Source organism: Paenibacillus sp. FSL R7-0189 (assembly GCF_037969925.1).
GTDB lineage: Bacteria > Bacillota > Bacilli > Paenibacillales > Paenibacillaceae > Paenibacillus_AQ > Paenibacillus_AQ odorifer.
The window spans coordinates 4,295,165-4,308,567 of sequence record NZ_CP150223.1; the positions used below are offsets into that span (position 1 = coordinate 4,295,165).

Consider the following 13,403-nt stretch of genomic DNA (forward strand, 5'->3'; position numbering starts at 1 on the left):
TACACCTTAAGGGAGTGATTCCGCCCATTAACCGGAGAACCACTCCTTTTTTATAGCCAACTTTATAATCCAATCAACGACGACCTCCGTGATCGTTAACTGTGTAAATTGCTGAACTCGATTCGCGAGCTGAAGGACCTAGTAAACTCTTTTTCGATTATTGTTTTCATGATATTGTGATGTACTTTGAGTTGTGATTGATCGGCGTGGTCTCTAAGGAGTTCAAAGAGCGCTGCTGATTTTTTGAAGCCTGTATCATCGTCTAGCTTGATGCTTAATAATAAGATTTCTAGAATAGTGTTGATTGTATCGTACATATTCTCTTGTTTATAGTAATACATCGCCAGCAGATAAATGTAATCCTCATGGTATCTGATATTCACAATAGTCTCATGTTCTCCTATGTCATCAACATTGATTTTGAATTCCTTCAGAATCCAATCAACGGAATAATCATGTATTATCGAAGATTCTAAGATTGTAATGAGTCCCGGCAATAACTCTTCATCATCACTTTTTCTAATAAACTCAACGTATTTATGTAGGACTCCCATTTTGCCTTCCAACAGATCGATAACGTATGAATTGGCTTTTGCTATATTGCGGTAATATTCGACTTCATTAATACCCTCTTCATCTAAACCTACTATCCAGCCCAGGTCAGCATACTTCTGAATACATATTTTTGCCTCGTCAAACTTACCGGATTTTTGTAGTGCTATACCTTTTGCGCATGAGCTATATCCAAAATAATAGGGGATACTCCGTTTCAGTTTAGGACCTCTTATGAGGTTACTATTGTTTTCATATATGACGGAAATTTGTTCGTGTAGCTTGTCTGCAATTTCAATCATGGCATCCCAATTCTCAAATGAAAATGATGCCTTAAGCATCTGAATCAAGGAATCCACATTCAACCCTTCCAAATCCAACTTCAATCCTATCTCCCTTTCTAGAGCATATCATGCATCGATTAAGATAATTGTATTTCATTTCTAAATTATTCATTTATTTTACATTAAATCATGTGATTTCCATCACGTTACATAAGGTCAAAAGGGTCTTTATTAATAATTTTCAAAATAGATCCAGTCCATATTATCTTCCTTAAGTTTCTATTGTTGGAGGAATAATGTTTGTTCTGTTGTTCATTTGTCCCCTTGTTTTTGGGTTATTTGTACGTAAAATGCGGAAATGTACCTATCGTGGAACTCGTTCTTCCTTTATGATCATCCCGTAAAGAAAGCGCTATCAAAGAAATTTTAACCACATTTTATGAGGGGGTAAGGATGATTTGAAGCGAATGGGAAAAAAACTGGGAATGAGTCTGTTGGTATTTATAATTGCAGCAGCGCAGTTCGGTTTCACAGGAACACAGGGCAATGTGGCACTAGCAGCTGAGAAGAGTATGGCGCAAAAGCCCTATATGGGCTGGAGCAGTTACAGCATGCAGGTGTACGACGGTGCAGGTAACTGGACCTCGGCCGAAAGCATCAAAAAACAATCGGATGTTATGCATGAGAAGTTGCAAGCCCATGGCTATGAATACATCAATATTGATGCGGGCTGGAATGGCAGCATGGATGAATACGGCAGACCGATTCCAAGTGAGACCTTATATCCTAACGGATTTCAAGAGGTCATCGACTATGTTCATAATAATGGACAGAAAATTGGAATCTATATGATTCCGGGGGTATCCATCGATGCCTATAATCAGAATCTAGAGATTTACGGAACGGGTGGCCAATGCCGTATACAGGACATTACAGCCAAACCGCTTACCATTATGGATTATTGGAATTCCTACACTTATAAAATTGATTTCACGAATCCATGTGCCCAGAAGTATGTGGATTCTATTGCGGATATGATTGGCGAGTGGGGCATTGATTTCGTCAAATTTGACAGCGTGACTCCTGGCTCGGGGATTGATAACTTGAGCCGTGATGCGCGCGGCGATGTTGAGGCATGGTCTAAGGCTTTTGACAGAAATAACATCTGGTTTGAGCTGTCCTGGGCGCTCGATCACAATTACGTGGATTTCTGGAAAAAGTATGCCAACGGTTGGCGAATTGACTGGGATGTGGAAGCTTACGATGGCAGTGGGCTGACAGCCTGGCCGAGTATTTCCCGCTTGTTCCCCAAAGCAGCACTTTGGTGGAGGGATGCAGGTCCTGGGGGTTGGAATGATTTTGATTCGCTGAACGTTGGTAACGGATCTATGGATGGTCTAACCAAAGACGAGCGGAAATCCGCGATGACATTCTGGTCAATCTCTTCCGTGCCACTGTATACAGGGAATGACATGACTAGGCTAGACAGCTATGGTTTAGAACTGCTTACCAATGATGAGGTAATTGCCGTAAATCAGGCAGGACGTCCAGGCCATCCGGTATCTATGGATACCCAGCAGCAGGTTTGGTATGCCAATAATGGAGATGGCACTTACAGCGTAGCTCTGTTCAATCTGGGCAGTCGGAGTGCGGAGGTGAAAGTCAAATGGAGTGATCTCGGCCTTGAAGGCCCGGCATCTGTTCGCGATTTATGGAGTCACACTGAGCTGGGAGACTTTGAGAAGGAATTTAGCGGAGGCATACTTGAACCTCATGCGTCACGGATGCTTAAAGTTACAGCATTAGGTGGCACCTCTACAGTCAATGATGATGATACAGGTATGCGCTACAGCGGGGATTGGAAGCGTAATGGCGGCAAAGAGCTGCTAGAAGGAAAGCAGGATTTGAGCATTACGATCAAGGATTCCTCGTTTGCTCCGTTGATGGCTTCACAATCGGATATTACGAACTATGGGACTGACCCGTCTGAGAATTCGTCTGCTGCGAACAAGGCAACGGTCACTAATGTAGTTTACATTAATGATAATGACAGCGGCATTAAATATAATGGCGCATGGCAGGTAAGCTCATCTCGAGGATTGGGTGATTATAAAGACGATGTGCATTATTCCGAGAAGAACGGGGATTCCTTTGAGTACACCTTTACGGGCACTGGCATTGACCTGCTGACCGAAAAGCATGAATCTCAGGGAGATGTGATTATTACACTGGACAATGAGGCTGCACAGACCGTTAGTGCTTATAAAACAGGATCAAGAGAGGTACAGCAAAATCTGTACAGTGTCTCAGGACTGGCTAACGGCTCTCACAGGCTTAAAGTGGTCAAAAGCTCAGGTGATTTTATGCTGCTTGACGCATTTAAGGTGACTACAGAAACTCCAGCAGGAGAACAGAATAGTACCATTACTCCGACATCTGCTCGATTCGACCAAGCAATAGAACAACAAGAGGATGTTACTGTCACTCTGAATTTGAATGGTAATACACTGAGCGGTATTGAAAATAATGGCGAGGCACTATCGGAAGACGATTTTACGGTGACGAATGATAAATTGACCATTCATAAGCAATACCTTGCGCAGCAGCCGGCAGGCACAACCGACTTGATTTTCATTTTTAACACTGGTGATCCACAGACCCTGTCGATACAAATTAGTGATTCTACAGGCATTCGTTATGTGATGATTAATAACGATGATTCAACAGTTAAGTACAATGGCACTTGGAACCGCAGCAGTGGCAGAGGATTGGGTGACTATAAAGACGATGTGCAATATACGGAGCAGAATGGTGATTCTTTTGAATATACCTTCAGAGGAACGGGGATTCAGCTGTTCACAGAGGTAGATGAGTCACAGGGTGATATGGATATATATGTTGACGATCAATTTAAGGAAACCGTCAGTGCCTATCATCATGGACAAATGTCACTTCAGAACCTTTACAGCATTTCTGGCTTACCGGATGGAATGCACACGCTCAAGGTTGTGAAGAAATCAGGCAGATTTATGCTCCTTGATATGCTTAAGGTAGAAATTCCGAATATGATTAATCCGATCGCTGCCAGCTTTGATAAAGCTGCTTCCGCTCAGGAAGATATTGAGGTGACATTGCTGCAGCAAGCGGAAAGCTTTGCCGGTATTACTAACGGATTATATGATCTGGTTCTCGGGACTGATTATTCAGTAGCAGGTAACCGTGTTACACTGAATAAATCTTATCTTGCTGCACAGCCAGTGGGGACGCTGAACCTTAAGTTTACTGTGGAGGGAGATTATCTTAACGATGTTCACTCCACATCAGTGGACGGTGATTTCTTTGAATATACCTTCAAGGGTACCGGAATCAGCCTGATCACACCTATGGGTCCAGAGCAAGGTGATATGGATATTTATGTGGATGGACAACGGGTCCAAACCGTAAATGCGTATAGTCAGAGCCGCCTGACCCGTCAGGGAATTTATAGTATTTCGGGATTGGAAGGCGGGATACACACGCTTAAAGCTGTGAAGAAATCTGGTGATTTCATGCTGACGGATCAAATGAAATTCACAGTTTCAACGAGTCCTGCTGTATCTCCGACACCAACGCCAAGTCCAACACCAACGCCAAGTCCGACACCGACACCAACACCAACATCAACGGACTCAGGTGGCTCGTACATTCCAGCTCAGCCATCTTCTACACCACCTGCCCTGACACCGACGCCAACTCCGGCAACTGGAAACGAGGATGGATCTGCAGGGAATGGCGAGTCTAATCCGATCCGTCATACCGCATATATCAAAGGTTATCCGGGTGGGTTCTTCCAGCCGGAGCACGAAATTACGCGTGCTGAGATGGCAACGATTCTTGCCAATGTTGCTGAGAAGGGAGCTACTGGAGCAGGGGTTGTGTTCAGTGATGTGCCTTCTGGTTACTGGGGTGCTGATGCCATAACTAAAGCAGCGAAGATGGGACTAATGAAGGGTTACAGCGATGGCACCTTTAAACCTAATCAACCATTGACGCGTGCAGAAATGGCCAGTCTGGTGACCCTGCTTAGAACGGATTCGACGCAGAAGGGCTCCGGTTTCTCTGACATCATTGGACATTGGGCACAGGTGGCGATTTTGCAAGCCCAAGGTACTGGCATTTTCACTGGTTATAATGACGGGACTTTCCGTCCTAATGCCAAGCTTACTCGTGCCGAAGCTGTTGTGGCTATGAATAGGGCTTTGGGCAGAGGTCCTCTAACCAATGTAACAAATCCACAGTGGGCAGATGTTCCGGCAACGCATTGGGCCTTCGGCGACATTGAAGAAGCTTCGACGGATCATGTCTTTACATCTGGATCAGAGGCCAGAGATCAGAAGAAGAACTGATTGTCTAGCCAAAGCATTGAAGAAGGGGGGCCGTTACTGGCCCCTTTTTTCTAAATGACAGGAGGGCCACGCACTATAGATAAAATATCGGAATTGCCGATAAAAGGCAGTGATAACGGCGTAGATCGCTGTTTTTTTTCCATTTCTGAAGAGGTGCAGGAGGGTGAAGTGAGTTCAAACCCTTGACTATGAAGCAAAATGTTTTAATCTATGGTAATGATAGCGCTATCGAAATGTCATATTGAGGGAGGCTAACTACGCTGAAATATTCCAATATCTTTCGTAAATTTCTAATCTCTTATGTGGTCATTTTGGTCATACCCAGCATTGGCGGGTACATGTCCTATCTAACCTCGATCTCCGTGACACAGTCCATCTCGATTGAGAATGGAGTCACTCAGCTTCAGAAAAGTCAGGAGATATTGGAGCGCCGTATGGCGGAGGTTGAAGGCTTTACCAGGCAATTGGCGGTCAACCAGGAGCTAAATGTTCTTATGAATGAAAGTGAAAATGAGACGAATGTGTATGGGATTTGGAAAACGATGCGGAATGTTTTGACCTTCGGCCAGACTAATGATTTTTTGCAAAACTATTATATTTACCTCGCCAACTATAATCTTATCCTAACCCCAGGTTCGACCTATCGTCCGGAGCATTACTATTCTAATTTCAACTATAAGGATCTTTCGTTACAGGATTGGAGAAAAGAAGTGCTTGAGACAACCCACCGCAGCGAGATCAAGCCACTTAGTGATTTTGTCAGCAGGGGGATGCAAACCTCGGTCATTACCTATATGCAGTCACTCCCCTTGGATAGCTTTAATGATTCCTCGCCGGCCGTCGCAGTCGTGATTATTGATGAAAAAAATATTTCCAGCTTGCTCTCAGGCCTGACCGAGCGATACGGGGGCTGGGTGCATATTAGTGACGCTAAAGGGAATACGATTGTTCTGCAAGGAAGCGATGAGCAGAAAATGGTCAAAATGCTCGACGATCCAGCTTTTGATAAGAATAAGGTCAGTCAGTTCTACAAGGATGATCTGGTGGTTACTACCCGTTCCGATTCCAATGGCTGGGTTTATCAGACCGGGATTCCTCAAGATATTTTGATGGAGAATGCTAACAAGATCAAAAGAATCTCCATACAAATTACGGGAGGCACTCTAATTATCGGTTTGATTGCCGGACTGGTATTAGCTTACCGTAACAGCGCGCCAATCAATCGTATGCTCAGCGTCATGAAGGAGCAATTCGGTAAAGAAGAAGCCTCGGAGAGGAATGAATTTGACTTTTTGAGCGGAAATATTGCCGATATGATTACCAAAAATAAGCTGCTCGAGTCCGAGCTTAACCGCCAGCTTCCTCTGGTCCGAGATGCCTTCCTGAAACGGCTGATTGCCGGTGAATTCAAGACGCGGGATGAAATTATCTCTGCAGCCAAGCAGGCGGATATCAGCATGAATCAGGATACTGGCTACGTAGGAATTGTTCAAATTAACGGTTATGCGGGTATGGACAGTGTTGAAATTCTGAACGAGTTGAGCGCTTCCCGGCTGCTGCTGAAACAGACCTTGGCTGATCTTGGCGTGGATGTCTTGATGACGGATATGGGCTCTGATAAAGTTGTAACGCTGTTCTTTTCTAGGGAAAAAGGAGCTGACAAGGAACAGGAAGCAGCGAATATCACCCAGACGATGGAGGAGCTCGCTCAAAATGTCTTTAATGAGTACCGCATTACCATTCTGGCGGGCTTCGGGGATCTATTCACAGAGGTAACGGAGGTTAGCCTTTCGTATGATCAAGCGAAGCAGGCGCTGGAATATGCAGTTTACATGAATAAGAAAGGAATTATCTGGAGTAGCGAAGCTCAGATCGAGAATACAACTTATTATTATCCGCTGGATTCGGAGCAACGGTTAATCAGCACGATTCGAGCCGGAGAGCTAGAAGAAGCCGAACGGATTGTGCGTGCGATTATCGCCCAGAATATGGAGCAGCGAGAATTATCCATCGAAATGAAGCACCAGCTTGTCGGGGAAATGAAGGGGACTTTTCTCAAGCTATTGGATCAAAAGGCATTTACCGAATATTCAGATATCGAGAGTGTCAAACGGCGGGTCATAGACATTGGCTCATCAGAGTCGCTTGAGACGATCCAGAACGAATTTTTTGACATTATGGAAGAGCTGTGCGGACTCATTGCGAATAAAAAGAAAGATATTCATATTCAAATCATCAAGCAGATTAAGGACTACACAGCAAAAAACTATTCGGATACGGAACTGACCCTCTACCGGGTGGCGGAACAGGTGGAGCGGCCGGAAAAATACATTTCCCAGCTGTTTAAAGAGGTAACGGGTGTCAACTTCTCCGACCATTTGATAAAAGTCAGAATGGATCAAGCCATTATCCTGCTCAAAGAGAATGGATTAACGGTGGATGAGATTGCCGTGCGGGTGGGCTACAACAGTTCACATTCCTTCAGACGCGCATTTAAAAGGTTGATGGGTGTCTCCCCGAGTACCTATAGACAATCTGTGGATGAATAAAAAAATATGCCATAACATACGGCTGCACTGTCCACTTTGGACGATGCAGTCTTTTTTCTGATTTCAACCCTGCAATTCGGAAAAATGGCTGTTCTACTGCTATTTTGTGCTCCTCAGATAAGGCGATTTGTACGCTGAAGTCCCCAAGTGTACCTTTCTTTTGGAGATAAAAGTCATCTATGATCAATCCGTAGAAAGCGCTATCAAAAATCACAGACATCTGCTTAGGGGGAATTGTTCTGGAGAAAGAAATAGTATTACATCGCAAGTCGTTGCCGAAAAGCAAAGGCCCCGCATTCTTACAAAATGCTCGCAAAAGCATAAAAAAGCACTGGCAGTTACATCTGCTTGTGATTCCGCCTTTGCTGTTTTTTATCATCTTCAAGTATTATCCGATGCTGAACACTGTCCTAGCCTTTAAGGACTATAACGTCATAAAAGGGATATGGGGAAGTCCATGGGTCGGATTTAAAAACTTCCAGCTCTTCTTTGAGAATCCGCAGTTTTGGACGCTGCTCAAGAATACTATTATGCTTAGTGGCTATCAGTTGCTGGCGGGTTTTCCAATCCCGATTATTCTTGCGCTCATGATTAATGAGGTACGGGGAGGAAGGTTTAAGAAATTCGTTCAGCTTGTATCGTTTGCTCCTTATTTCATCTCGACGGTTGTCATGGTGTCAATCGTTATGCTATTTCTGGCCCCACGGCTCGGTTTTGCCAACATTGCACTCAACTTCTTCGGACTGGATTCTATTAACTTCCTAGGTGAACCCGGCATGTTCCGTTCGATTTATGTGTGGTCTGATATTTGGCAGACAGCGGGCTACAGTGCAGTCGTATATTTGGCAGCGCTTGCAGGGATAGATCCAACACTTTATGAAGCTGCCAAAGTTGATGGAGCCTCGCGGTTTCAAAAAATCCGTCACGTCGATTTGCCAGGGATTGTGCCAACTATTGTTATCATTTTGATTCTGAATGTAGGGAATGTAATGGCGATCGGCTTTGAAAAAGTCTACCTGCTACAGAACCCGCTTAACCTCGTTAATTCTGAGATCATTGCCACTTATGTCTACCGGGTCGGTCTGTTGAATGCCAATTACAGCTTTGCAACTGCGGTGGGCCTGTTCAACTCCATCATCAACCTGGTTCTCTTATTTACAGTAAACGGTCTGGCGAAAAGAATCACGAAGAACAGCATCTGGTAGGAAAGGAGCTCATCTATGGCAGCAGCAGTTCAAAAAAAGATTAAAGAATCCGTCGGCGACAAAGCGTTCCTGATCACAATCTATATTGTGCTCACTCTTGTGGTAATCGCTGTACTTTATCCGCTTATTTTTATCATCAGCAGCTCAATCAGTAGTCCGGCAGCCGTAACCTCTGGTCGTGTCTGGCTCTGGCCTGTAGATATATCCTTCAAAGGTTTTAAAGTGTTGCTGAATACGCCTGAGATTATCACCGGTTATGGAAACTCAATTTTCTACACCGCAGCGGGAACGCTGATTAGTATAACTTTAACGGTTATGATTGCTTATCCACTGTCTCGAAAAGGTTTTTTCGGACGAAATACACTGATGATGATCATTACCTTCACCATGATCTTCAGTGGGGGGCTAATTCCCACCTATTTGGTAGTGAAGGAGATGCATCTGATCGACACTCGGTGGGCGCTGCTGATTCCGAACGCCATTTGGGTCTGGCAGGTCATTATTGCCCGCTCCTTCTTTCAATCCTCGATTCCGGAGGAGCTTTTGGAAGCTAGTGAAATCGACGGCTGTAGTGATATGAGATTCATCTGGAGCGTGGTGCTCCCGTTATCCAAGCCGATTCTCGCAGTGTTGGTGCTTATGTACGCGGTAGGTCAATGGAATGCCTATTTCGATGCGTTGATTTATCTGAAATCAGCAGATTTGTTCCCCTTACAGCTTGTCTTGCGAAGCATCATCATTCAGAACAACAGCGCTGGTGGGGCTATGGACGTGGGGAAACTGGTCGAGAAACAACAGCTTTCCGAGCTGCTGAAGTATTCCTTAATTGTGATTGCCACCTTGCCGGTACTTGTTATCTATCCTTTCGTACAGCGTTATTTTGTACAGGGGATGCTTGTTGGTTCCGTCAAGGGTTGATCTTAGGAATCTCTTTTTTTGGAAAGGAGGTATGCCCGGAGTACACACTTAAGGTATCATCGTATCACCTGCTAAATTACAAAAGGGAGTGATAATATTTGAAGAAGCAAAGCTTGATAACTTTACTAATTCTGGTCATGGCATTTACGGTTGTAATTAGCGGATGTGCAAATAAAAATACAGGTAACGCATCCAGCACGCAGCAGGGCTCTGGTTCGGGGTCGTCTGGCAAGCCGGTTGAGATCAGCGTGTTCTCAGTTCAGGAATCCGGCATCGACCTTTCGACCAATAAATTCACAAAACATGTAGAAGAGAAATTTAATTTCAAATTCAACTGGCAGATCAATCCATCGGATGGTGCTCAGGAAAAACGCCAGATCTCACTGGCGAGTGGCGACTATCCAGATGCCTACCTGCTTACTCACTATATTGATCAATTCTCACAGGCCGATCTACTGAAATACGGCAAGCAAGGTGTACTCATTCCGCTAAATGATCTGATTGATAAATATGCTCCTAATATTAAAGCAGCCATGGAAAAGAACTCTGACCTAAGAACGTTTAATACTGCACCTGATGGCAACATTTACGGACTTGTAGCTTATACAGAATGTTTCCACTGTTCCTATCCTAGCAAAATGTGGCTGAATACTGAGTGGATGAAAAAGCTTAACTTGGAGATGCCGAAGACCACTGAGGAATTCAAAAATGTATTGAAAGCCTTTAAAACGCAAGACCCGAACGGCAATGGCAAAGCGGATGAAGTGCCGCTAAGCGGTTCCATCGAGGAGTTCGGCGTACGCATCGTTCCTTTCTTGATGAACGCATTTGTTTATGATGATGATCGCAATTACCTGAACATGAAGGATGGAAAGGTCCAATCTGCTGCCATTACCCCGGAGTGGAAAGAAGGATTGACCTATATTAAATCTCTGTTTGACGAAGGTTTGATTGATCCGGGTGCCTTTACACAAAACGCGGAAGCTTTTAAGAAAATCGGTGAAAATGCTGATGCAGAAATTCTAGGTGCCGGTGCGGGTATGCACCCAGCGATCTTCGTAAACATCGACCCGGGGAATACCCGCTCAGCACATTACAACCCGCTTCCTCCGATTTCGGGACCTTCAGGAATTTCTTATGCGACTCATGATGGAGGCGGCGTAGTCCCGGGTGCAAAATTCGTGATCACAAACAAAGCAAGTGAAGAAGCGCAAATTACACTGATCAAGATGGTGGATTATATGTTCACACCAGAAGGCCAAACGAATGGCGCAGCTGGCCTGAAGGGAACCGATTGGACCGATCCGGTTGAAGGCGATGTGGCGTTGGGTAAAGATGTTAAACCGATGATCAAATTAATTCCAGGTGAAGAAGGCGCAGCACCACGTAATGCGGGCTGGAGTGGTATGGCTCACTTCTATGAGCCTAAAGAATACCGTGATACTTACGTTCAAGGTACCGACATCTTTGCTTCTGATGGTTACGAACGTAGATTGTATGATGCGACTCTGCTATACGAAGGTCATGAGCCTAAAGAGTTGTTCCCTATCTGGTCGATCTGGATTGATCCAAGTGAGATTGATGAAGCCAGCTTGCTGCAGACAAATTTGAAAAATTACATCGAACAAAATGAGCTGCAATTCATCACAGGCAACAAGGATCTGAACAAGGACTGGGACGCTTATGTAAAGGGATTGCAGAACTTGAAGCTTGACCGTTATCTCGAAATTTTACAAAAGGCTTATGATACTTCAAAAAAATAAATATTGAAATCAGAATCAGGTGCTGTATGATAGACCCCGCACCTGATTTCTTGATTTCAAGGAGAAATATGGTTTTTTATGGATGGAGGTTGAGTTATGACAGACGAGAAACATTGCAATCATTCATTTGTAGTTCCGCGCCGTGGACTACCTCAAATTAGCGGCAGGCTTACGGAAAAAGGGACTGTGACCGTTGCCTTTTTAGGCGGCTCAATTACGGAGGGGGCAGGTGCATCCGAAGCAGACACATATAGCTGGAGAGCGCTCACCGGTAAGTATCTTCAGGAACGGTTTGCGGATCAGGAGTTCCGCTTCATCAACGCAGGAGTGGGGGGAACGAACTCAACTTTAGGTGCTCATCGATTACAGGAGCATGTCCTGCAGCAGGGCACAATTGATTTGTTATTCGTTGAATTTAGCGTCAATGACGGCAGTGACCGGGAAGAATCCATTAGAGGGATGGAGGGCATTGTCCGCCAATGCAGACGGTTGTCACCGGGCACTGATATTTGCTTTTTGTATACGGCAGCAGAGAAGAATCTCTCCGGGAGCAATCCCTTTAATATCGCTGTCCATGAAGAAGTAGCTGAGCATTATAAGCTTCCCTCTGTTAATTTTGCAGCTAGAGTCTATGCGCAGCTAGAGGCGGGACAAATGGAGTGGACTAAGCTGGCACCGGATGGATATCATCCCAATGATGACGGTCATGCGCTGTATGCTTCTTTTTTGCGAGAGTATCTGGAGACAGCGCTTGTTCCTGGCAAGACGAATTTGAGCAGCGAAAGCTCTTTAGATATTCCACCCTTGGCGGTGCAAAATTATGAATATGGCAGTTTGCTTGATTTCCGCGCGGCTGATCATGTGAACGGTTACGAACTTCGCGAACTGTCTGCAGGAGATCCGCTGATGAACTGGCGTTTTGGAACAGAGCATCTGTATACCCATAGCAAGGAGGCTATGTTTTCTTTTACCGTAACCGGGCAAAGCGCAGGCTTGATGCTGCTCTACGGACCGGACAGCGGGATTTTTGAATATTCGCTTAATGGCAGTTCTTATAAAGCTGTGAACTTATTCGATGAATGGTGTCCGCTTGCCTTTCGGCCTATTATCGCCATGTTTCCGATCCAGGAACAACGTCAAGAACTGCGGGTTACAGTACGCATTACGGGGCTGAAGGACGAACAGAGTAAAGGTACCAGCCTGCGTATTCTGAAACTGCTGCACAATTGATTATTTTAAGCGGAGATATTATACTGCCAAATATTAAGCGTTTACAAAAAAGAAAGGCGGTGCCGATGATCACTTCTGCCGAGAATAATGCCTTAATTACTCCTAGTGTAATCCGCCTGACGGATTATGGAGTACTGCCGGATTCTGGTTTAGACGCGCAGCCAGCCATGGTTCGGGCTATTCAGATTGTCGCTGAAATTCCCGGCCCGGGACTACTGGATTGCCGAAGGGCTGCTATCATTTCTATCCGGACGAGGCCATCCGGAAACCTTATTTTATCTCGAATACTGCCAGCGAGGAAGAGAACCGGGATGTCACTAATCCAAGTTTGAGAGTATTGATGCGTTGGCCCTTAGTACCAAGAGCACCTGCGGACTGGTCTTTAAGTGCAATGGAATTCCGGCAGGCAGTGGTGAGGCGAGTCTTTCGAATCTTGATGATGCGATTGAATTAAATGCCTGCAATGAGGTTGAAATTGCTGATAATTTATTAAATGACAGATGGTGAGGAGAGCGCG

Annotated in this window: 9 protein-coding genes; 8 read left to right on the forward strand and 1 reads right to left on the reverse strand. The window is 44.9% G+C overall.

Annotated features, from left to right (window positions below; translation table 11 throughout):
* Window positions 1–95: 95 nt before the first annotated feature.
* On the reverse strand, window positions 96–938 hold the full coding sequence (locus MKY63_RS18685) for a DNA-binding protein (RefSeq protein ID WP_141118619.1): 843 nt from the start codon (window positions 936–938) through the stop codon (window positions 96–98).
* A gap of 365 nt (window positions 939–1,303) precedes the next feature.
* On the opposite strand from MKY63_RS18685, the gene MKY63_RS18690 reads away from it, so the two are divergent.
* The 8 genes from MKY63_RS18690 to MKY63_RS18725 all read left to right on the forward strand — a co-directional run bounded on the left by MKY63_RS18690 (window position 1,304) and on the right by MKY63_RS18725 (window position 13,393).
* Window positions 1,304–5,221, forward strand: coding sequence for a X2-like carbohydrate binding domain-containing protein (locus tag MKY63_RS18690; RefSeq protein ID WP_143768001.1), 3,918 nt, complete (start codon window positions 1,304–1,306; stop codon window positions 5,219–5,221).
* A 338-nt stretch (window positions 5,222–5,559) separates the two neighbouring features.
* Window positions 5,560–7,770 (forward strand): helix-turn-helix domain-containing protein, encoded by a 2,211-nt coding sequence (locus MKY63_RS18695; RefSeq protein ID WP_339809561.1) that lies wholly within the window; start codon window positions 5,560–5,562, stop codon window positions 7,768–7,770.
* Between the two features lie 272 nt (window positions 7,771–8,042).
* A complete protein-coding gene (locus MKY63_RS18700) occupies window positions 8,043–8,975 on the forward strand; it encodes an ABC transporter permease subunit (RefSeq protein WP_244886372.1) in 933 nt (310 codons plus the stop codon).
* Window positions 8,976–8,990: 15 nt separating this feature from the next.
* Entirely contained in the window at window positions 8,991–9,893 is a 903-nt protein-coding gene (locus MKY63_RS18705) for a carbohydrate ABC transporter permease (RefSeq protein WP_036683268.1), read from the forward strand.
* A gap of 137 nt (window positions 9,894–10,030) precedes the next feature.
* Window positions 10,031–11,656 carry an extracellular solute-binding protein gene (locus MKY63_RS18710; RefSeq protein ID WP_094903309.1) on the forward strand — a complete coding sequence of 542 codons (1,626 nt, stop codon included), beginning with the start codon at window positions 10,031–10,033 and terminating at the stop codon, window positions 11,654–11,656.
* A 96-nt stretch (window positions 11,657–11,752) separates the two neighbouring features.
* Window positions 11,753–12,886 (forward strand): SGNH/GDSL hydrolase family protein, encoded by a 1,134-nt coding sequence (locus tag MKY63_RS18715; protein WP_076099832.1) that lies wholly within the window; start codon window positions 11,753–11,755, stop codon window positions 12,884–12,886.
* A 65-nt stretch (window positions 12,887–12,951) separates the two neighbouring features.
* Complete coding sequence (locus MKY63_RS18720) at window positions 12,952–13,218, forward strand: hypothetical protein (protein ID WP_076099831.1); 267 nt, start codon at window positions 12,952–12,954, stop codon at window positions 13,216–13,218.
* 13 nt (window positions 13,219–13,231) lie between these two features.
* Complete coding sequence (locus MKY63_RS18725) at window positions 13,232–13,393, forward strand: hypothetical protein (protein ID WP_178420309.1); 162 nt, start codon at window positions 13,232–13,234, stop codon at window positions 13,391–13,393.
* Window positions 13,394–13,403: the final 10 nt, after the last annotated feature.